This is a genomic window from Pedococcus sp. P2_E2 (assembly GCF_056403955.1).
The window spans coordinates 113,852-134,289 of sequence record NZ_JBFUEM010000010.1; the positions used below are offsets into that span (position 1 = coordinate 113,852).

The window sequence follows — 20,438 nt, forward strand, 5'->3', positions numbered from 1 at the left end:
CCCTCAGCGGTAACGCCCGCGGCGTGCCCTCACCGAGCGCCGCCGGGCGCGCAGGCGGAGCAGCATGACGAGCATCGCCAGGAGCAGCAGCGTCGCCGCGGACGGTCCCACCCATCCGCCCAAGAACGCGGAGGCCCGCTCCGTGCCGGGCAGCGCAGCGGCCGCTGTCGCCGCCTGCGTGTGCGGTCCCGCCGGGCCCGGGCCGGTCAGGGCGGGCGAGGTCGTGCTCGGCATCAGGGTGGGCGACGCCGTGACCGTGCCGGGCGCGACGAGCTCGCCCACCGCCTTGGCCTTGTCGCCGTAGGCGAACGCCCAGTCGTACATCGCCGCCTGGGGACGCCACGACGAGTCGAGCCCGTACATCTCGGTGAGCAGGTAGGTCTTGCCACCTCGGGTGACAGCCGAGATGAAGGTGCGGTTGGCCGCCTCGGTGTAGCCGTTCTTCACGCCGATGGTGCCGTCGTAGTTGTAGAGCAGCTTGTTGTGGTTGTTGACCTTGTAGGTGGCGCGCTTCTTCGTCTTGGGGTCCACGCCACCGGGAAAGTCGACCTGCTTGGTCGTGACGTAGGTGCGGAAGTCCTTCAGCTGCAACGCCGCCCGGCCGATCAGCGCCAGGTCGTAGGCGCTCGACGTCTGCCCGGGTCGGTCCAGGCCGGACGGGTCCTTGGCGGTCGTGTCATGCGCCCCGAGGTATGCCGCGTCCTCGTTCATCGCGGCCAGCGTCGCCTCCCGGCCACCGCCGGCTTCGCTGAGGGAGTATGCCGCGTCGTTGCCCGACGCCATGAGCAGCGCCTGGAACAGCTGCCCCGCCGTGTAGGGCAGGCCGGGCACCAGCCCGACCCGGGTGCCGTCCGCACTGGCATCCGCCTGGGTCACGACGATCTTGCGTCCGGCAGGCACCCGCGGGATGAGGGTCAGCGCGGTGAGGGCCTTGAGCGTGCTCGCCGGGAGCAACCGCGCGTGCGCAGCCTTTGCCGCGACCACCTTCCCCGAGTCCAGGTCGGCCAGCACCCACGACACGTCCCGCAGCGTCGGAGGCGCCGGAACCCCCGCCGGCAGGTCCGTGACGACCCCCATCGACGCCAACTGCGGCCCGCCGACCGACACCAGCGGATCGACGGTGCTCGCAGGAGTGGGCAGCGCCTTCGTCGTCGCCGACGGCGTCGGCTTCACCAGCGAGTGGGCGGCAGGCGAGAGCGCGACCGCCGAGCCCGGGACTGCGACCCCCACCGAGATCGCGACTCCCGAGACGATGACTCCGAGGAGCGCGCGCCGCACCTTCGCGGAGTGGGTGCCGAGGTGGGCGCGCAGCACCGTAAAACGAGCTTGCGAGAGGTGCAAGAGCCCAGGTCGGTGACCGCGACGCCCCACGGCGCGGCTACGCGACGACGCTGTCACGTGGGCCAAGGTTCAGAAGCGCGAAGTCAGGAGCGCGCGCTTCACTTCCTGGATCGCCTGCGTCACCTGGATGCCACGCGGGCACGCGTCGGTGCAGTTGAAGGTCGTGCGGCAGCGCCACACGCCCTCCTTGTCGTTCAGGATCTCGAGGCGTTGCGCGCCACCGTCGTCGCGGGTGTCGAAGATGAACCGGTGGGCGTTGACGATGGCGGCCGGGCCGAAGTACTGGCCGTCGTTCCAGAACACCGGGCAGCTCGTGGTGCAGGCGGCGCACAGGATGCACTTGGTCGTGTCGTCGAACCGGTCGCGGTCGGCCTGGCTCTGGATGCGCTCGCGCGTGGGCTCGTTGCCTTCGGTGATCAGGAACGGCATCACCTCGCGGTAGGCGTCGAAGAACGGCTCCATGTCGACGATGAGGTCCTTCTCGACGGGAAGGCCCTTGATCGGCTCGACGGTGATCGGCTTGTCGGGGTTGACGTCCTTGATCAGCGTCTTGCAGGCGAGCCGGTTCTTGCCGTTGATCCGCATGGCGTCGGAGCCGCAGACGCCGTGGGCGCAGGACCTGCGGAACGACAGCGAGCCGTCCTGGTCCCACTTGATCTGGTGCAGTGCGTCGAGGATGCGGTCGGTGGCGTGCGAGGTGACCTGGTAGGTCTCCCAGTGCGGCTCGCTGTCGGTCTCGGGGTTGTAGCGCGAGATCTTTAGGGTGACCGTGAAGGATGGGACGGCGCCGGACTTGGGGGCGTCCTTGCCGGTCGTGCCTGCGGAGGTCGTCTCGGTCGTGGTGGCGGTCATCAGTACTTGCGCTCCATCGGCTGGTAGCGGGTGACGGTCACGGGCTTGTAGTCGAGGCGGACCTCGTCCGCGAACTTCGGGCCCTGCTCGTCGTCGGCGACGGGCGCGCGGTAGGCCATGGTGTGCCGCATGAAGTTCACGTCGTCGCGGGCTTCGTAGTCCTCGCGGAAGTGACCGCCGCGGGACTCCTTGCGGGCCAGCGCCCCGAGGGTGATGACCTCGGCCAGCTCGATGAGGAAGCCGAGCTCGACGGCCTCGAGGAGGTCGGTGTTGTAGCGCTTGCCCTTGTCCTGGACGACGACGTGGGCGTAGCGCTCCTTGAGCTCGTCGATGACGCCGAGAGCCTCCTTCATGGATGCCTCGGTGCGGAACACCTGGACGTTGCGGTCCATGGTCTCCTGCAGGGCCCGGCGCAGGTCGGCCACGCGCTCTCCGCTGTCGCGGGTGCGGATGCCCTCGACCATCGCCTCGACGAAGGTCGAGGGGTTGGCCGGCAGGTCGACGTACGGCGCGTTCGCGGCATACTCCGCGGCGGCGATGCCGGCCCGGCGCCCGAAGACGTTGATGTCGAGCAGGCTGTTGGTGCCGAGGCGGTTGGAGCCGTGCACGGAGACGCAGGCGACCTCGCCGGCGGCGAAGAGGCCGGGGACGACGTCGGTGTTGTTGCGCAGCACCTCGGTCTCGACGTTGGTCGGGACGCCGCCCATGGCGTAGTGCGCGGTCGGATAGACCGGGACCGGCTCGGTGTAGGGCTCGACGCCGAGATAGGTGCGGGCGAACTCGGTGATGTCGGGGAGCTTGGCGTCGATGTGGGCCGGCTCGAGGTGGGTCAGGTCGAGCAGGACGTAGTCCTTGTTGGGACCTGCGCCGCGCCCTTCGCGGACCTCGTTGGCCATGGAACGGGCGACGATGTCGCGGGGCGCGAGGTCCTTGATGGTGGGGGCGTATCGCTCCATGAACCGCTCGCCGTCGGCGTTGCGGAGGATGCCGCCCTCACCACGCGCCGCCTCGGACAGCAGGATGCCCAGGCCGGCCAGGCCTGTCGGGTGGAACTGGAAGAACTCCATGTCCTCCAACGGGATGCCGCGCCGGAAGGCGACACCCATGCCGTCACCGGTCAGGGTGTGCGCGTTGGAGGTGGTCTTGAAGACCTTGCCGGTGCCGCCGGTGGCGAAGACGACCGACTTGGCCTGGAAGACGTGCAGCTCGCCGGTGGCGAGCTCGTAGGCCACGACCCCGGCGGTGTGCTGCACGCCGTCCGCTCCGGTGTTCATGAGCAGGTCCAGGACGTAGAACTCGTTGTAGAACTCGACGCCCTGCTTGACGCAGTTCTGGTAGAGCGTCTGGAGGATCATGTGGCCCGTGCGGTCCGCCGCGAAGCAGGACCGGCGGACGGCGGCCTCACCGTGGTTGCGCGTGTGCCCACCGAACCGGCGCTGGTCGATCTTGCCCTCGGGCGTGCGGTTGAACGGCAGCCCCATCTTCTCGAGGTCGATGACCGCGTCGATGGCCTCGCGGCACATGATCTCGGCCGCGTCCTGGTCGACGAGGTAGTCACCGCCCTTGACGGTGTCGAAGGTGTGCCACTCCCAGTTGTCCTCCTCGACGTTGGCGAGGGCGGCGCACATGCCACCCTGCGCCGCGCCGGTGTGGGACCGGGTCGGGTAGAGCTTGGTCAGCACCGCGGTGCGGGTGCGGGTGCTCGACTCGAGCGCGGCACGCATGCCCGCGCCGCCGGCCCCGACGATGACGACGTCGTACTTGTGCGTCTGCATCAGTGCTGTTTCCTTCGCGTTCCTGGGTCGACCGTGGTCATCGTGCGCACACGGAGAGGGTGGAGGAGGGGTCGAGGCACGGGTCGAAGGTGAAGATGACCAGCGTGCCGAGCACCATGACGAGCAGTGCGCTCGCCACCAGCAGACCCTTGAGGATCCACCTGGTGCGGTCCTTCTCGGTGTAGTCGTTGATGATCGTCCGGACCCCGTTGAACCCGTGCAGCTCCGCAAGCCACAACATCAACAGGTCCCACGTCTGCCAGAACGGGCTGCTCCACTTGCCGGCGACGAACGCGAAGTCGATGCCGTGGATGCCCTCGCCCAGCATGAGGTTGACGAACAGGTGACCGAACACGAGGACGAGCAGCAGGATCCCGCTGCCCCGCATGAAGACCCACGACCAGAGCTCGAAGTTGCCGCGGCCCTTGGAGACCCGGCGGTAGCGGGACTTCTTGGCAGAGACGGCGTCGGGGCCGGCGTGGTAGTTGGTCTCGGTGGTGGCGCTCATGAGTTCCGCCCGCCTCTCAGTGCGTGAACACGACGGTCAGGTGCCGGATCGCGAAGGGCGCGAACAACACGACGAAACCAATGGCAACGGCCCAGAAGAGCTGTCGCTGGTACTTCGGGCCCTTGGCCCAGAAGTCGACGGCGATGATGCGCAGGCCGTTGAGCGCGTGGAAGATCACGGCGGCGACCAGCCCGGCCTCCGCCAGCCCGACGACGGGGTTCTTGTAAGCACCCATCACCTCGTTGTAGGCCTCGGGGGAGACTCTCACCAGCGCCGTGTCGAGCACGTGCGCGAACAGGAAGAGGAAGATCAGTACGCCGCTGATGCGGTGGGCCACCCACGACCACATGCCTTCACGGCCGCGGTAGAGGGTCCCGTTGGCTGCCTGCGCCACTGCGCGTCCCTTTCGAAGCAGATGTCACGGCAGTCGTCGGCGAGCGTCGAGGGCCGTAGTTCGCCCGTCAGGTTATCGGCCCGGCCGCCGGGACCGTGAACGGCCTGCCTGTGAGAAACCAGACAGGCCCGGTTACCCGCTGGTATGCCGCGTGGTCGCGGCGCGACTCAGCCGGCGAGGGACCGGGCGCGCTGGGCCGAGGTGTAGTGGGTGAGCAGCTGGTCGGTCAGCGACGCCCAGCTCCGGGGGGTCACCCGCAGCCGACCGGCCTCACCCATCGCCACCCGCTTGGCCCGGTCGCCAGCCAGGTGCGCGACCGCGTCGCGCAGTGCGTCGGGGTGGTCCGGGTCGAAGAGGAGCCCGGTCCGCGAGTGGTCCACGAGGTCGAGGGGGCCGCCCCGAGCCGGGGCGATGACGGGCAGCCCCGTCGCCGCGGCCTCCTGCAGGGTCTGCCCGAAGGTCTCCCGGGTGCCGGTGTGCACGAAGAGGTCGAACGCGGCATACGCCCTCGCGAGGTCGTCGCCCTCGCGTCGGCCGAGGAAGACCGCGTCGACGCCGGCAGCGGTGAGGGCCGCGGCGTCGTCGTGGCGGGTGGGCCCCTCGCCCACGATCACCACGCGCAGCCCCGGGAGGCCCGCGAGGGCCGCCAGTCGGGTGAGCTCCTTCTCGGGGGCCAGCCGTCCGACGTAGCCCACGAGCACCTGCCCCTCCGGGGCGAGGGAGCGGCGCAGTGCGCGGGTGCCCGCGTCCGCGCGCCACCCGGGATGGAACAGGGCGGCGTCCACTCCCCGGGCCCACAGAGCCGTGCGGGGTATGCCGTGCGCCTGCAGCTCGGCGAGGGTCGCCGACGAGGGGGCCAGAGTCAGGTCGGCCATCTCGTGCATCCTGCGGATCCAGCGCCAGGCCGCCCGGGCGGCGCCGCGTCCCACCGCCCCCGGGCCGTGCTGGCGGATGTAGCTGGGCATGTCGGTCTGGTAGACCGCCACGGTCGGCAGCCCGAGCCGTGCCGCGGCCGACAGCGCACTCGCGCCCAGCACGAACGGCGAGGCCACGTGGACGACGTCCGGCGCGAAGTCGGCCAGCGCCGCCTCGACCTCGCCGCCCATCGGCAGCCCGACAGGGAACTGACGAACGGGCACGGACGCGAGGCCGTGGACGGCATACCCGGCGTAGTGGGTCGGGGCCGGACGGGGGGCGAGGATGAGCGCCTCGTGGCCACGGTCGCGCAGGCACTCGGCAACGCGGCAGATGCTGGTCGTGACCCCGTTTAGGTAGGGCAGGAACGACTCGGTGACGATGGCTACGCGCACACGACCAGCGTCGGCAACCCCGGTGAGGTGACGGCCACGGCTGGGGGTGTGTCGGGTGAGCGGCAGGTGACGGGCTGGTGCGTGGGCTAGCGTTCCGGCCATGTCATCGGCGGCGACGAGTCAGGCTGCACCAGTGAACGACCGCTTCTGGGCGGTGATCCCCGCCGGGGGCGCCGGGACGAGGCTGTGGCCCCTGTCGCGCGCCGGGTCGCCCAAGTTCCTGCACGACCTCACCGGCTCGGGACGCTCCCTGCTGCAGGCGACCTGGGACCGGCTCACCCCGCTGACAGGCTCGCGGGTGCTGGTCGTCACCGGTGCCTCGCACCGGGCGGCCGTGGCGGAGCAGCTGCCCGACCTGCCCCCGGACCAGCTGTTGGCCGAACCAGCGCCGCGGGACTCCATGGCCGCGATCGGGTGGGCGGCGGCAGTGCTCGAGGCGCGTGACCCCGAGGCGGTGCTGGGTTCGTTCGCGGCGGACCACGTGATCGCGGACGAGGAGGACTTCCGGGCCTGTGTCGCCGAAGCCGTTCGCGTGGCGGAGCAGGGTTTCGTCGTCACGATCGGCATCGAACCCACCCATCCCGCAACGGGATTCGGCTACATCGAGATGGGCTCCCTGCTCGGCGAGGGACCGGCCACGGCGGTCAGCCAGTTCGTCGAGAAGCCCGACCGGGCGCGGGCCGAGGAGTACCTCGCTACGGGTCGGTTCCGGTGGAACGCCGGGATGTTCGTCGTGAAGGCGACCGTGCTGCTGGACCTGCTGGCGCAGTGGCACCCCGAGCTCGCGGCGGGAGCCCGGGCGCTCGCGGCCGACCCGGGTCGGCTGGACGAGCTGTGGCCGGGGCTCGAGAAGATCGCGATCGACCACGCCGTCGCCGAACCCGCTGCTGCCGAGGGCAGGGTCGCGATGGTGCCGGGCGGGTTCKGCTGGGACGACGTGGGCGACTTCAGCTCCCTGGGCTCCTTGCTGACCGACGCCGCCGGTATGCCGGGGACGCGCGTCCTCGGCGATGCGTCCGACGTGCGCGTGGTCGACTCGACCGGCATCGTCGTGCCCGGAACCGGCCGGGTCGTGGCGCTGGTGGGCCTCGAGGACGTCGTGGTGGTCGATACCCCGGACGCGCTGCTCGTGATGTCCCGTGAACGCGCCCAGGACGTCAAGGCGGTCGTCGACGCCCTGCGGTCCGAGGGGCGCACCGACCTCCTCTGACCCTGGGTTCAGGTTGCGAGGTCGCGGCGGCGGAACTGCGTGAAGCCGATGGTTGCGACCACGAGCGCCACCACGACCAGGGCGACCAGACCAGCGGCGTTGACGTCGCCGCCCGGCAGGCTGCCGAGGTGGTCGAACGGCGAGATCGCCAGCATCCAGCTCGGCAGGCGCAGCAGCGCCCCGAGCTCGCCCAGCAGCACGAACACCGCGAGCACTCCCCAGGCGAAGGTCGACCACCGGGGCAGCAGTCCGAACAGCAGGACAGTCAGGGCCACGCAGACCAGCACCGCGGGTGCCGTCGCGAGGGCAGCCGGCAGCAGCTGCCCCACTCCGGTGCTGCTGACGGCACCGGCAGTGAGCCCAGCGGCCGTTCCGACCACGGCGAGCAGCCACACCGAGCCCAACGCGGCGATGAGGGTGTGGCTGCCGACCCACTGCCACCTGCTCACCGGGGTGGCGAGCAGGACCTCGGCGCGCCCCGCGCTCTCCTCGGACCGCAGGCGCAGGGCCGTCGCGATGCCGTAGCCGGCTACCCCGATCGCGAGGAACCGCAGCTCGGTCCCGAAGAACACGTCGACCAGGGAGCCCTGCCCTCCGCTCATCTTCCGCAGCATCTCCTCGATGCCCGGGCTGCTCGCGATCTGGTCCACGGACCTGGCGATGTTGCCCACGGCCAGGCCCACGACGACATACCCGATGCTCCATCCGAGCAGTGCGCCACGCTGGAGCCGCCACGCGAGGCCGAGCGGGGTGCTCAGCGCCGCGGAGGCACGAGTCGGCCCCGGTCGCGCGGCCCACAGGCCCGAGCCGAGGTCGCGGCGGTGCAGGAGGACGTCGGCGACGACGAGGAGGGCGGCCGTCGCGACGACGGCCGGCAGGAGCAGCCACCAGCGGTTCGCGCCGAACGGGCTGACCTTCTCGGCCCAGCCCAGGAACGACAGCCAGATGAGGTGCTGGCCCCCGCCCTGGGTGGTGTCCGCCAGCGCACGGACGAGGAAGGCCAGGCCCAGCGCCCCGACCGCGATGCCACCGGCGCCGCGGGTGGTCGAGGTGAGCTGGACTGCGATGGCGGTGATGCCGGTCATCACGAGTCCGGCGACGACCTCGACGACGCCGAGCGCCAGCGCGCCGGTCAGGTCGACACCGGTCGCGACCAGGCTCAGTGCGGAGAGCAGCCCGGTCGCGAGCACGGTCATCGTCGCGAGGCCGACGGCGGCGGCGAGCGGGGCCCGGCGGCCCACGACGCCGGCAGCGACGAGCTCGAACCGGCCGTCCTCCTCCTCGCTGCGGGTGTGCCGTCGCACGATCGCGAACGCGAGGAACGCCGTGAAGAGGCTGCCCATCATCACCGTCTTGAGCACGCCGATCCCGGCGGCGGTCGCGGAGGGCAGCGGCCCGTAGAGCGCGGTCAGCGACGGGTTGTCGACCATCACCGCAGCGCCCGAGGCGGCCTCGGCGTCGGTGGGATAGAGGTCGAGGGTGGCCGCCATCGACCCGTACGCCGTCGCCACCAGGGCGAGGACGCTGGCCACCACGATCCAGCGGTCGCGACGCCACGCCAGCCGCAGGAGTGGTCCGGTGCCGACGAGGGACGTCATGCCGACACCTCCTCCTCCCGAGCGGCCTGGGCGGCGCGGCCGTTCGGGACATCGTGGTCGTGCCGACCGTCGCCGACCGTGTCGCGGTACTGCGAGAGGAAGAGCTCCTCGAGGGTCGGCGGCTGGCAGGTCAGCGCCTGGATGCCGTGGGGTGCCAGTCGCTGGAGCACGTCGCCGACGGCGCTGGTCTCGACCGACAACAGCAGGCGGTCACGGTCCTGTCGGGCGGCGTCGACACCGGGCCAGCGCGAGGCCTCGGTCTGGGCGACGGGCCTGGCGAGCGTCGCCGTCATGCTCGTGCGCGTGAGGTGTCGCAGGTCGGCGAGGGTGCCGGAGTCGACGATCCGCCCGGCCCGGACGATGCTGACCCGGTCGGCTGCCGTCTCGACCTCGGACAGGATGTGGCTGGAGAGCAGGACCGTGCGGCCCTCCGCTCGCACCTGGGTGAGGTGGTCCTGGAAGACCTTCTCCATCAACGGGTCGAGCCCCGAGGTGGGTTCGTCGAGGACCAGCAGGGGGACGTCGGAGGCCAGCGCGGCCACGAGCGCGACCTTCTGCCTGTTGCCCTTGGAGTAGGAGCGACCCTTCTTGGTGGGGTCGAGCTCGAACGCCTCGAGCAGCTTGTCGCGTTTGCCCTCGTCGATCCCGCCGCGCAGCCGACCGAGCAGGTCGATGACCTCGCCGCCGGTCAGGTTGGGCCACAGGACGACGTCGCCGGGCACGTAGGCCAGCTGTCGGTGCAGCTCGGTGGCGTGCTTCCACGGGTCTTGTCCCAGCAGGGTCACGGTGCCGCCGTCGGACCGGAGCAGGCCGAGCAGGACCCGGATGGTGGTGGACTTCCCGGCTCCGTTGGGGCCGAGGAAGCCGTGGACCTCGCCCTCGTGGACCGTCAGGTCGAGGCCGTCGAGGGCGGTCGTGGCGCCGAACTTCTTGATGAGGCCGGTTGCCTCGATGACATGTGCCATGGCTCCGACGATACACGGTTTTCAGAAAACTCTGAATGATCTAAACTCTCTTCATGGCTTCCACTCCCGCCGCCGACCCGTCGCGCTTCGTCGAGCGCTTCGGCTCTGCCCTGACCGCGGCGGGGATGCAGCGACTGCCGTCACGGGTCTTCGCCGCCCTGCTGGCCGACGACGACGGCCGGATGACGGCCGCCGAGCTCGGGGAGGTGCTCGCGGTCAGCCCTGCGTCGGTGTCGGGTGCGGTGCGCTCGCTCCAGCAGATGCGGATGATCCACCGGGAGCGCGAGCAGGGCAGTCGTCGTGACGTCTACGTCGTCGCCGACGACGCCTGGCACGACGTGATGATGAACTCGGCCAACATCTACGCCCCGCTGACCCAGTCCCTCCGCGAGGGCGTCGACCAGGTGGGTGGGCGGGGGACGACCGCGGGGGACCGCCTGGCGCTCAGCGTGGCGTTCCTCGAGTTCGTGACCGAGGAGATGCACCAGCTCTCCCAGAGATGGGACAAGCGCCGCGCCGAGCTCGGCTACTGACCCAGTCCCAGCTTTATCGGGTCTAGGGACTTAGGGCGGCTTCGCCCGGGAACCGTTTCGGGGTGAAGCCGACGTTTCTCCCTAGACCCGATAAAGGGGAGACAGGGTGACCGAGCCCACGGTGAGGTGGGCCACGAGTGGTGACCACACGGCATACCGGCTCACTATCGTGGGCGGCATGGCCGCCGATGTCCCCGAGGACCGCTTGCAGACCCGCTCCGAGTCCGACCTGCCGATCAAGGCCGTGTATGCCGCGGACGACCTCGAGGGCTTCGACCCGGAGACCCAGCTCGGTGAGCCGGGGCAGTTCCCCTACACCCGCGGCGTCTACCCGAACATGTACACGGGGCGGCCGTGGACGATGCGGCAGTACGCCGGGTTCGGGACCGCCAAGGAGTCCAACGAGCGCTACCACGAGCTGGTGGCCAACGGCACGGGCGGGCTGTCCGTCGCGTTCGACCTGCCGACGCAGATGGGTTACGACTCCGACGAGGCGATCGCGCACGGCGAGGTCGGCAAGGTCGGTGTCGCGATCGACTCGATCGACGACATGCGGACGCTGTTCGGTGGGCTGCCGCTGGGTGACCTGTCGACGTCGATGACGATCAACGCCCCGGCCGCCACGCTCCTGCTCATGTACCAGCTGGTCGCCGAGGAGAACGGCGCCGACGCGGCCCGGCTGGCCGGGACGATCCAGAACGACGTGCTCAAGGAGTACATCGCGCGCGGCACGTACATCTACCCGCCGAAGGAGTCGCTGCGACTGATCAGCGACATCTTCGCCTACTGCCACAAGGAACTTCCGCGCTGGAACACCATCTCCATCAGCGGTTACCACATGGCCGAGGCGGGGGCGACGCCAGCGCAGGAGATCGCCTTCACCCTGGCCAACGCCAAGGAGTACGTCCGCGCCGCGCAGGCTGCCGGGCTCGACGTCGACGACTTCGCTCCACGGCTGTCGTTCTTCTTCGTGGCGCGGACCACCCTGCTCGAGGAGGTCGCCAAGTTCCGGGCGGCCCGCCGGATCTGGGCGCGGATCATGCGTGACGAGTTCGGCGCCCAGAACCCGAAGAGCCAGATGCTGCGGTTCCACACCCAGACCGCCGGGGTGCAGCTGACCGCGCAGCAGCCCGAGGTCAACCTCGTCCGCGTCGCCCTCCAGGGCCTCGGCGCGGTGTTCGGTGGCACCCAGTCGCTGCATACCAACTCGTTCGACGAGGCGATCGCCCTCCCGACCCAGAAGGCCGCCCGCCTCGCCCTGCGCACCCAGCAGGTCATCGCCTACGAGACCGACGTGACCAAGACCGTCGACCCGTTCGCCGGCTCCTACGTGGTCGAGTCGATGACCGACGACGTCGAGGCTGCCGCCCTCGACCTCATCCAGGCCGTCGAGGACAAGGGGGGAGCCGTCGCCGCGATCGAGCAGGGCTTCCAGAAGTCCGAGATCGAGCGGTCGGCCTACCGCATCGCGCTCGAGATCGACAGCAAGGAACGCACCGTCGTCGGCCTCAACCGGTTCGCCCTCGACGAGGAGGAGCCGTACGAGCCGCTCCGTGTCGACCCCCAGATCGAGCACGACCAGCGCGAGCGCCTCGCCGCCCTCCGGGCCGAGCGCGACAACGACGCCGTCGAGGCCGCCCTCGAGGCAGTCCGCGAGGCGGCCCGCGGCACCGACAACCTGCTCTACCCGATGCGCGAGGCCCTGCGGCTGCGCGCGACCGGCGGCGAGGTCAGCCACGCCCTGCGCGACGTGTGGGGCCTCTACGTCCCTCGCGAGACCTTCTGAGGGCCAGGGACGCCTCGTTCACCGATCGTGGCACGCGGCCGGGGTAGGGCCGGTCCGCGGGTAGAGTCACCGCTGACATGAGCGACAACCAGCTGCTGGCCGACCTGTGCACCACCATCGACGCCCTCGCCCCCGATCTCCTCGCCCTGCAGCACGACCTGCACGCGCACCCGGAGCTGTCCCGCGGCGAGACGCGCACGACCGCCAAGGTCGCCGAACGCCTCGAGGCCGCAGGGGTCGCTGTGCGCCGCCTGCCCGTCAGCGGGCTGATCGCCGATCTCGGAGCCGAGCAGCCGGCATACCGCGTGGCGCTGCGCGCCGACCTCGACGCTCTGCCTGTGGGGGAGCGCACGGGCCTGCCGTGGGCCTCGACCACCGAGGGCATCTGCCACGCCTGCGGTCACGACGTCCACGTCGCCGGGATGCTCGGTGCCGGGCTGGCGCTCAAGGCCCACGAGGAAGCCCTGCGCGAGCGGGGCATCGGGGTCCGCCTGCTCTTCCAGCCCGCCGAGGAGGTCATCCCCGGCGGTGCCGTCGACCTGCTGGCCGAGGGTGCCCTCGACGACGTCGACGCGATCTTCGCCGTCCACTGTGACCCCAGCCTGGACGTCGGTACGGTGGGCCTGCGTGACGGTGCGATCACCGCAGCAGCTGACCGCGTGACCGTGCACCTCGCGGGGCGGGGTGGCCACACGTCGCGGCCCCACCTCACCGAGGACCTCACCTTCGCGCTGGCCAAGGTGGTTACCGAGCTGCCGGCCGTCCTGTCCCGCCGGCTCGACCCGCGGACGGCGTTCGCGCTGGTGTGGGGCGAGGTGCATGCCGGCCAGGCCGCCAACGTGATCCCGTCCAGCGGCACGATCGCCGGCACCCTGCGGATGCTCGACGCCGACGCGTGGACCACCATCGGCCCCCTCCTCGCCGAGGCGGTGGAGCACATCGTCGCCCCGTATGCCGTGACGGCAGTACTCGAGCACGTCCAGGGAGTGCCTCCGGTGGTCAACGACGCGGAGGCCATCGAGGTCTTCCGGGCCGCGGCCGAGGGTGCGGGCCTGACGGCCCTGGGAACGCAGCAGTCGCTCGGTGGCGAGGACTTCGCGTGGTACCTGCGGAAGGTTCCAGGTGCCATGGCGCGGTTGGGAACGCGCACGCCGGGCGGGCACACCTACGACCTCCACCAGGGCGACCTCGTGGTCGACGACGACTCGGTCGTCCAGGGCGCCCGGGTGCTCGCCGGCGTGGTGGTGGCCGGCGTTGTCAAGACGCCGGTCGGAGCGCCGCAGCCCGGTTGAGGGACAGTCGCGGATCGGTAACGGTTTGTGTCCCAAGTGCCTCAAGGCCGAGTTACCCAGCAGTTCGTCGGGCTATCCTCACGCCCTAGTGGCGCAGCACAGCGCCTCGTGCAATCAAAGAACAGGAGACAGCCTTGCGTCACACGATGAAGGTTGCCGCGGTGATGTCGGTGGCAGCACTGACCCTCGCCGCATGTGGTGACTCGGGCGACAACGCCGGGGGCAGCGGTTCCAGCTCCAGCTCGAGCTCGAGCAAGAAGAGCGACGTCAAGGTCGGCATGGCCTACGACGTCGGCGGTCGCGGTGACCAGTCGTTCAACGACGCCGCTGCGGCAGGCCTGGACAAGGCCAAGACCGAGCTCGGGGTGGACACCAAGGAAGCCGCCGCGGTCAACGGTGAGAACGAAGCCGCCCGTGAGGAGCGCCTCCAGCAGCTGGCTGACGCCGGCTACACCCACATCGTCGCGGTGGGCTTCGCCTACGCCAAGTCGGTCGGCAAGGCTGCCAAGGCCAACCCGGACGTGCACTTCGCGATCGTCGACGACGCGTCGGACGACTCGAAGGGCCCGAACGTCGACCAGATCACGTTCGCCGAGAACGAGGGCTCGTTCCTCGTCGGTGCGGCGGCCGCTCTGAAGTCCAAGACGGGCCACATCGGCTTCGTCGGTGGCGTCAACGTCGGGCTGATCAAGAAGTTCGAGGCTGGCTACATCGCCGGGGCGAAGGCCGTCAACCCGGCCATCAAGATCGACTCCCAGTACCTCACCCAGCCGCCGGACTTCGGCGGCTTCAATGACCCGGCCAAGGGCAAGACTGCTGCTGACGGCATGTTCCAGAAGGGCGCCGACGTGGTCTACCACGCCGCTGGCGGCTCCGGTGGTGGCGTCTTCACGGCCGCCAAGGCTGCCGGCAAGCTGGCCATCGGTGTCGACTCCGACCAGGCCCTGACCGCTCCGGCGGACGTGCGCTCGGTCATCATGACGTCGATGATCAAGAAGGTCGACGTCGCGGTCTACGACTTCATCAAGTCGGCGGCCGACGGCAAGGAGAAGACCGGCAACAACATCTACGACCTCAAGGCTGGCGGTGTGGACTACTCCACGACCGGCGGTCAGGTCGACGACATCAAGACCAAGCTGGACGACTACAAGCAGCAGATCATCGACAAGAAGATCACGGTTCCCGAAAAGCCCTGATCGACACCTCTTTTGTCGAGCATGTGGGCAACACACGGCCCGGGCGGCGCGGTAGCGTCTGACCCGGGCCGTGTGCTTGCCTGAACGACCCAGCACGCGGCGCCTCGACCCTTGCCGCAGGTGCCGAATCGCGCCACCCGCCCGCGACGCCGCGGGCCCGGACCACGGAGTGTGAACCATCACTGCCTCCCCACCGCTGACGCAGACCACGACCGAGGGTGGTGTCCCAGCCGTCGAGCTCGAGGGGATCACCAAGCGCTTCCCGGGTGTGGTCGCCAACAAGGACATCGCCTTCTCGGTGCGACGCGGGACGGTCCATGCGATCGTCGGGGAGAACGGCGCCGGCAAGTCCACCTTGATGAAGATCCTGTATGGCGTGCAGCGCCCCGACGAGGGCACCATCAAGATCGACGGGCAACTGGTCAACCTCCACTCCCCGTCCGACGCCATCGCGGCCGGCATCGGCATGGTCTTCCAGCACTTCATGCTCGCCGACAACCTGACTGTCCTCGAGAACGTCGTCCTGGGTGCGGAGAAGCTGCACGGGATCGGCGACGGCGCGCGACGCGAGATCACGCGGATCTCGGGCGCCTACAAGCTGGACGTCGACCCCGATGCGCTGGTCGCCGACCTAGGAGTGGGCGCACGCCAGCGGATCGAGATCCTCAAGGTGCTGTTCCGCGGCGCCAAGACCCTGATCCTCGACGAGCCCACCGCCGTCCTCGTGCCGCAGGAGGTCGACGAGCTGTTCGACCAGCTCGCCGAGCTCAAGGACGAGGGACTCACGGTGCTGTTCATCTCGCACAAGCTCGACGAGGTGCTCAAGGTCGCCGACTCGATCACCGTCATCCGGCGCGGCACCACCATCGACACGGTCGACCCCAAGTCCGTGAACGCACGCCAGCTCGCCGAGCTGATGGTCGGCTCGGAGCTGCCCTCCCCGACGACCGAGGAGTCCACGGTCACCGACCGCGTGCTGCTCAAGGTCGACGACCTCGTCCTGGGCGACGGCACCGGCCGACCGCTCCTCGACGGCATCTCGCTGACCATCCACGCCGGCGAGGTGCTCGGCATCGCCGGGGTGGAGGGCAACGGCCAGGCCGAGCTCGTTGAGGTCATCATGGGTATGCGTGAGCCCACCTCGGGCCAGGTCTTCCTCGGCGACGTCGACATCTCCGACTGGCACACCCGTGAGATCAGGGAGGCCGGTGTCGGCTACATCCCGGAGGACCGGCACCGCCACGGCCTCCTGCTCGAGGCGCCGTTGTGGGAGAACCGCATCCTCGGGCACCAGACCGAGGCCCCCAACGTGAAGGGTCAGCTCATCGATGCCGCTGCGGCCAAGGCCGACACCGAGCGCATCGTCAAGGCCTACGACGTCCGCACTCCCTCGATCTTCGTCACCGCGGGCTCGCTCTCCGGTGGCAACCAGCAGAAGCTCATCATCGGCCGCGAGATGAGCCACAAGCCCAAAGTCCTGATCGCCGCCCACCCGACCCGTGGCGTCGACGTCGGCGCCCAGTCGAGCATCTGGGACCTCATCCGTGACGCGCGACGCGAGGGCCTCGCGGTGCTCCTCATCTCGGCCGACCTCGAGGAGCTGATCGGCTTGTCCGACACCATCCGCGTCATCCTGCGGGGCAAGCTGTCCGGCGACTTCGACCCCGACCACGTGACGGCCGAGGACCTCGGTGCGGCGATGACCGGTGCCGGCGAGAAGGAGGAGTCGCGGTGAAGTCCCTCAACGTGCGCCGGATCCTGATGAGCCTGGCGGCGCCGGTCCTCGCGCTCGTCGTCGCGTTCGTCGTCACCTCGCTGGTGCTGGTGGCCGTCGGCGACCCGGTGTGGGAGGTCTGGAAGACCATCCTCGCCGTGCCGAAGCCGCGCCAGAGCGTCAACATCATCAACGCGGCGTCCGTGTTCTACCTCTCGGCCATCGCGGTCGCGGTCGGCTTCCGGATGAACCTGTTCAACATCGGCGTCGACGGCCAGTACCGCGTCGCGGTCTTCGCGGCCGCCGTCTTCGCAGGCCAGGATTGGCTTCCCGGGTGGCTCAACATCATCGTGTCCATCGCCGTCGCGATGGTGGCCGGTGGGCTGTGGGCCAGCATCGCGGCATACCTCAAGGTGAAGCGCGGCGTCTCCGAGGTGATCTCCACGATCATGCTCAACGCCATCGCCACCGGTGTGGTGAGCTGGCTCCTGGTGAAGATCGCCAACCCCCGGCCGGGCTCGAACAGCATCGAGACCAAGACCATCCCGGAGTCGGCGCAGCTCGAGGGCTTCAAGCTCATCCCCGGCGCCACGAACCGCGTCTACACGCTGCTGATCCTGGCCCTGCTGGTCGGGTTCCTCTACTGGTTCGTGCTGAGCAGGACGCGGTTCGGCTTCGACCTGCGGGCGACCGGTCGCTCCGAGAGCGCGGCGGTCGCCAGCGGCGTGAAGGTGCCGCGGATGGTGGCGACCGCGATGATCGCCTCGGGTGCCCTGGCCGGACTCGTCGGCATGCCATTGCTGTTCGGGCAGGACCACAACTACGGCACGACGTTCCAGTCCGGACTCGGCTTCGCCGGAATTTTCGTCGCGCTGCTGGGACGCAACAACGCGGTCGGCATCGGCTTCGCCTCGCTCCTCTGGGCGTTCCTGGACGTGCAGTCCAACGCCCTGCAGATCCAGGCCGATGTCGCCCAGGAGCTGGTCAACATCATCCAGGGCGTGATCCTCTTCGCCGTCGTGATCGCGTACGAGCTGATTCGCCGGGCCGACAAGCGGATCGAGCAGTCCCGCGTCGCCCGTGAGCTTGCCGCCCAGCGACAAGCCGCCCCCGCCCCGGAAGGAGCCCCGGCATGAGCGCCCTCGGACTCGAGGTCGGCACCAAGGCCGTGCCGGACCGTCCCAAGCGGCGACGGTTCGGCATCCGCGAGTGGTCCATCGTGGCGATCGGTGCGATCGCCGTGATCTCGGTCCTGCGAGTGGTCACCGGTGCCGACGACATCGCGTCGTCCGGTGCCCTGGCCGCGGCCATCGGCCTGGCCGTCCCGATCGGCCTGGCCGGCCTCGGTGGCCTCTGGTCGGAGCGCGCGGGCGTGGTCAACATCGGCCTCGAGGGCATGATGATCCTCGGCACGTGGGGGGCCGGGTTCTTCGGCTACCACATGGGTCCGTGGGCCGGCGTCCTCGGCGCGATCGCCATGGGCATGCTCGGTGGCCTGATCCACGCGACCGCCACCGTGACGTTCGGGGTCGACCACATCGTCTCCGGTGTCGCCATCAACATCATCGGCCTCGGCGTCGCGAAGTACCTTGCCGCCCGTTTCTTCAACGGACTGCCCGGCGGTGGCCCCACCCAGTCGCCGCAGGTCGGGCACCTGCCGGACTTCACCCTTCCCGGTGTGTCCAGCGGGCTCGGCACAGTGGAGAAGAAGGACTGGTTCTTCGTCAGTGACGTCGCCGCAGTGCTGCGCGCACTGTGCACCAACGTGTCGATCCTGACCATCCTCGCGGTGCTGCTGTTCGTCGGGACCTGGTGGGTTCTGTGGCGTTCGGCGTTCGGCCTGCGGCTGCGATCAGTGGGTGAGTCGCCTGTCGCGGCGGAGTCGCTCGGCGTCAACGTGATGCGCTACAAGTTCCTCGCCGTCGTCATCTCCGGCGGGCTCGCCGGCCTGGGCGGTGGCTTCCTGGCGCTGGTTGCCGCGAGCATCTACCGCGACGGTCAGACCGGTGGTCGTGGCTACATCGGCCTCGCCGCGATGATCTTCGGCAACTGGCGACCTGGTGGCCTGCTCGCCGGTGCGGCGCTGTTCGGCTACACCGACGCCTTGCAGCTGCGCGGTGGGGCGGCAGTTCACGCGTTCCTGCTCCTGTTCGCGGTGCTCCTCGTGGCCGTCGGGGTGTGGCAGATCGTGCGCAACCAGCGCATCGTCCAGGGCGCCCTGGCCATCGTCGTCGGCGTCCTCGTCGGCTGGTGGTACTTCGCCGCGGACGCCGTCCCGGCCGAGCTCACCGGCACCACCCCCTACGTCACCACGCTGCTCGTGCTGGCCTTCGCGTCGCAACGGTTGCGGATGCCCGCCGCCGACGGGCAGATCTATCGCAAGGGCGAGGGCCACTAGGTGTGCCCTGACGCCGGGACGCAACCGCAGGGGTATGCCGCGGAGCCGGCTGCGCGGCATACGGCACCTCCTGCTCCGGAGGACGTGGACTGGGAAGCCTTGCGCGCCAAGGCGATCGAGATCATGGGCAGGGCCTACGCGCCGTACTCGAACTTCCCGGTCGGCGTCGCGGGGATCGTCGACGACGGTCGGCTGGTGGCCGGGTGCAACGTCGAGAACGCGGCCTACGGCGTGGGGCTGTGCGCCGAGTGCGGCATGGTCTCGGAGTTGCACGCGACCGGTGGCGGGCGGCTCGTGGCGGTGTCCTGTGTCGGTGGCAATGGCGAACCGCTCATGCCGTGTGGGCGCTGTCGCCAGCTCCTCTGGGAGAACGGCGGGCCTGACTGCCTGCTGTTGACCCCCGAAGGGGTGCTGCCGATGCGCGAGGTGCTGCCCCAAGCCTTCGGCCCCGACACGCTGAACGCAGCCCGCCACCCCGCCTGACCCCTGCCCGTGCAGCTCGGCCACCCGCGCCCCCAGGTCGATCTGTGGACCCGAGGGCGCAGATCCACCCGCCTGGGCCGGATCGAGGTCGATCTGTGGCCTCCGCGGCGCAGATCCGCACCTGTGGATGAGCGGCTGGACGAGTCGCGGGATGCGCCACCGTGGTCTCGTGACTTCTCTCGACCGGCAGAGCCCTTTCACCCGCGCTGACGCCGTGGCCGCGGGCATCAGCGACCGGCGCCTGGGTGGTCCGGGTTTCCGGAGGCTGTTCACCAGCGTGTATGTCGCGTCCGACGTGCCGGTCGACACACGCCTTCGCGCCCGCGCTGCGCTACGGCTCGCGCCGGCGGGTGCGTTGGTCGCCGGCCCGACGGCCGCCGAGCTCCTGGGCGGGGTGGTGCCCTCGGACTCCCGTATCCACCTCCGCCTGCCGACCGGGCGTATGCGGGTGCCCGGAATCGAGTCCCGCCGGCTGACCTCGGCGGCGAGGGCGAAGATCTCCGGCCTGCCGGTGACGACGGCGGAGGACACCTTCAGCGACCTGGCCGCCCACCTCGACCTCGTCGACATCGTGGTGCTGGGCGACTCCCTCGTCCGCCGGCGACGCGCTACCCCGACGTCCCTGGTCGAGGCGGCGGGGGCCGTGCGTGGTCGTGGCCGAGCGCTGAGTGGTCGCGCCGCAGCACTGGTGCGGAGCGGGGTCGACTCGCCCATGGAGACCCGGCTGCGCCTGCTCCTCGTCCTGGCCGGGTTGCCGGAGCCTGTCGTCAACCACATCGAGTTCGACGCGACGGGGCGCTGGGTCCGGCGGTACGACCTCTCGTATCCCGAGTACCGGCTCGCGATCGAGTACGACGGACGCCAGCACGCCGAGTCCCAGCGGCAGTGGGAGCGCGACGTGGAGCGGCGCGAGGACCTCGACCGGGACGGTTGGCGGATCGTGGTCGTCCTGTCCAAGGGGATCTACCGCGAACCCGAGCGCACCCTGAAGCGCGTCGTCGACGCCATGGTGAGCTGCGGCATACCAGCAGCGGTGACCTCGGACGAGTGGCGGCTGCACTTTCGAGGGTGAGCTGCCGCGGC

Annotated in this window: 18 protein-coding genes; 10 read left to right on the forward strand and 8 right to left on the reverse strand. The window is 70.0% G+C overall.

Features of this window, described 5'->3' with window-relative positions; genetic code table 11:
• Positions 1 to 3: 3 nt before the first annotated feature.
• From AC1DWR_RS18725 to AC1DWR_RS18750, 6 genes are all read right to left on the reverse strand, one after another.
• Complete coding sequence (locus AC1DWR_RS18725) at positions 4 to 1,314, reverse strand: D-alanyl-D-alanine carboxypeptidase family protein (protein ID WP_477624951.1); 1,311 nt, start codon at positions 1,312 to 1,314, stop codon at positions 4 to 6.
• Positions 1,315 to 1,410: 96 nt separating this feature from the next.
• A complete protein-coding gene (locus AC1DWR_RS18730; protein ID WP_477614877.1) occupies positions 1,411 to 2,193 on the reverse strand; it encodes a succinate dehydrogenase iron-sulfur subunit in 783 nt (260 codons plus the stop codon).
• Positions 2,193 to 3,968: a succinate dehydrogenase flavoprotein subunit gene (sdhA, locus tag AC1DWR_RS18735; protein WP_477614878.1), complete on the reverse strand. Its 1,776-nt coding sequence runs from the start codon at positions 3,966 to 3,968 to the stop codon at positions 2,193 to 2,195. Before sdhA ends, AC1DWR_RS18730 begins: the two co-directional genes overlap by 1 nt.
• A 37-nt stretch (positions 3,969 to 4,005) precedes the next feature.
• The gene (locus AC1DWR_RS18740; RefSeq protein WP_477614879.1) at positions 4,006 to 4,476 is read right to left on the reverse strand and encodes a succinate dehydrogenase hydrophobic membrane anchor subunit; all 471 of its coding nucleotides are present in this window, start codon (positions 4,474 to 4,476) and stop codon (positions 4,006 to 4,008) included.
• 16 nt (positions 4,477 to 4,492) lie between these two features.
• Positions 4,493 to 4,870, reverse strand: a complete 378-nt coding sequence (gene sdhC, locus AC1DWR_RS18745; RefSeq protein ID WP_477614880.1) for a succinate dehydrogenase, cytochrome b556 subunit — start codon at positions 4,868 to 4,870, stop codon at positions 4,493 to 4,495.
• 167 nt (positions 4,871 to 5,037) lie between these two features.
• On the reverse strand, positions 5,038 to 6,180 hold the full coding sequence (locus AC1DWR_RS18750; RefSeq protein WP_477614881.1) for a glycosyltransferase family 4 protein: 1,143 nt from the start codon (positions 6,178 to 6,180) through the stop codon (positions 5,038 to 5,040).
• A 100-nt stretch (positions 6,181 to 6,280) separates the two neighbouring features.
• Between AC1DWR_RS18750 and AC1DWR_RS18755 the strand changes: the two genes are divergently transcribed.
• Positions 6,281 to 7,390, forward strand: a complete 1,110-nt coding sequence (locus AC1DWR_RS18755; RefSeq protein WP_477624952.1) for a mannose-1-phosphate guanylyltransferase — start codon at positions 6,281 to 6,283, stop codon at positions 7,388 to 7,390.
• Between the two features lie 8 nt (positions 7,391 to 7,398).
• Here AC1DWR_RS18755 and AC1DWR_RS18760 read toward each other — a convergent pair whose 3' ends face one another.
• Positions 7,399 to 8,988 (reverse strand): ABC transporter permease, encoded by a 1,590-nt coding sequence (locus AC1DWR_RS18760; RefSeq protein WP_477624953.1) that lies wholly within the window; start codon positions 8,986 to 8,988, stop codon positions 7,399 to 7,401.
• Positions 8,985 to 9,953, reverse strand: a complete 969-nt coding sequence (locus AC1DWR_RS18765; RefSeq protein ID WP_477614884.1) for an ABC transporter ATP-binding protein — start codon at positions 9,951 to 9,953, stop codon at positions 8,985 to 8,987. The genes AC1DWR_RS18760 and AC1DWR_RS18765 overlap by 4 nt, the downstream gene beginning before the upstream one ends.
• 53 nt (positions 9,954 to 10,006) lie before the next feature.
• On the opposite strand from AC1DWR_RS18765, the gene AC1DWR_RS18770 reads away from it, so the two are divergent.
• The 9 genes from AC1DWR_RS18770 to AC1DWR_RS18810 all read left to right on the forward strand — a co-directional run bounded on the left by AC1DWR_RS18770 (position 10,007) and on the right by AC1DWR_RS18810 (position 20,427).
• Positions 10,007 to 10,486 (forward strand): GbsR/MarR family transcriptional regulator, encoded by a 480-nt coding sequence (locus tag AC1DWR_RS18770; protein ID WP_477614885.1) that lies wholly within the window; start codon positions 10,007 to 10,009, stop codon positions 10,484 to 10,486.
• A 106-nt stretch (positions 10,487 to 10,592) separates the two neighbouring features.
• On the forward strand, positions 10,593 to 12,272 hold the full coding sequence (locus tag AC1DWR_RS18775; RefSeq protein ID WP_477614886.1) for an acyl-CoA mutase large subunit family protein: 1,680 nt from the start codon (positions 10,593 to 10,595) through the stop codon (positions 12,270 to 12,272).
• 77 nt (positions 12,273 to 12,349) lie between these two features.
• A complete protein-coding gene (locus AC1DWR_RS18780; protein WP_477614887.1) occupies positions 12,350 to 13,564 on the forward strand; it encodes an amidohydrolase in 1,215 nt (404 codons plus the stop codon).
• 134 nt (positions 13,565 to 13,698) lie between these two features.
• Positions 13,699 to 14,760, forward strand: coding sequence for a BMP family lipoprotein (locus AC1DWR_RS18785; protein WP_477624954.1), 1,062 nt, complete (start codon positions 13,699 to 13,701; stop codon positions 14,758 to 14,760).
• 268 nt (positions 14,761 to 15,028) lie between these two features.
• Complete coding sequence (locus AC1DWR_RS18790) at positions 15,029 to 16,495, forward strand: ABC transporter ATP-binding protein (protein WP_477614889.1); 1,467 nt, start codon at positions 15,029 to 15,031, stop codon at positions 16,493 to 16,495.
• Positions 16,492 to 17,610, forward strand: coding sequence for an ABC transporter permease (locus tag AC1DWR_RS18795; protein ID WP_477614890.1), 1,119 nt, complete (start codon positions 16,492 to 16,494; stop codon positions 17,608 to 17,610). Before AC1DWR_RS18790 ends, AC1DWR_RS18795 begins: the two co-directional genes overlap by 4 nt.
• On the forward strand, positions 17,607 to 18,872 hold the full coding sequence (locus tag AC1DWR_RS18800; RefSeq protein WP_477614891.1) for an ABC transporter permease: 1,266 nt from the start codon (positions 17,607 to 17,609) through the stop codon (positions 18,870 to 18,872). Before AC1DWR_RS18795 ends, AC1DWR_RS18800 begins: the two co-directional genes overlap by 4 nt.
• A gap of 84 nt (positions 18,873 to 18,956) precedes the next feature.
• Positions 18,957 to 19,355, forward strand: a complete 399-nt coding sequence (locus tag AC1DWR_RS18805) for a cytidine deaminase (protein WP_477615304.1) — start codon at positions 18,957 to 18,959, stop codon at positions 19,353 to 19,355.
• Between the two features lie 169 nt (positions 19,356 to 19,524).
• Positions 19,525 to 20,427 carry a DUF559 domain-containing protein gene (locus tag AC1DWR_RS18810; protein ID WP_477614892.1) on the forward strand — a complete coding sequence of 301 codons (903 nt, stop codon included), beginning with the start codon at positions 19,525 to 19,527 and terminating at the stop codon, positions 20,425 to 20,427.
• The last annotated feature ends 11 nt before the right edge of the window (positions 20,428 to 20,438 follow it).

Excerpts from the sequence above, each read along its gene's own strand:
- AC1DWR_RS18730 (WP_477614877.1), bottom strand. The coding sequence starts at position 2,193 with ATGACCGCCACCACGACCGAGACGACCTCCGCAGGCACGACCGGCAAG.
- sdhA (WP_477614878.1), bottom strand. The coding sequence starts at position 3,968 with ATGCAGACGCACAAGTACGACGTCGTCATCGTCGGGGCCGGCGGCGCG.
- AC1DWR_RS18740 (WP_477614879.1), bottom strand. The coding sequence starts at position 4,476 with ATGAGCGCCACCACCGAGACCAACTACCACGCCGGCCCCGACGCCGTC.
- AC1DWR_RS18760 (WP_477624953.1), bottom strand. The coding sequence starts at position 8,988 with ATGACGTCCCTCGTCGGCACCGGACCACTCCTGCGGCTGGCGTGGCGT.
- AC1DWR_RS18765 (WP_477614884.1), bottom strand. The coding sequence starts at position 9,953 with ATGGCACATGTCATCGAGGCAACCGGCCTCATCAAGAAGTTCGGCGCC.
- AC1DWR_RS18770 (WP_477614885.1), top strand. The coding sequence starts at position 10,007 with ATGGCTTCCACTCCCGCCGCCGACCCGTCGCGCTTCGTCGAGCGCTTC.
- AC1DWR_RS18780 (WP_477614887.1), top strand. The coding sequence starts at position 12,350 with ATGAGCGACAACCAGCTGCTGGCCGACCTGTGCACCACCATCGACGCC.
- AC1DWR_RS18800 (WP_477614891.1), top strand. The coding sequence starts at position 17,607 with ATGAGCGCCCTCGGACTCGAGGTCGGCACCAAGGCCGTGCCGGACCGT.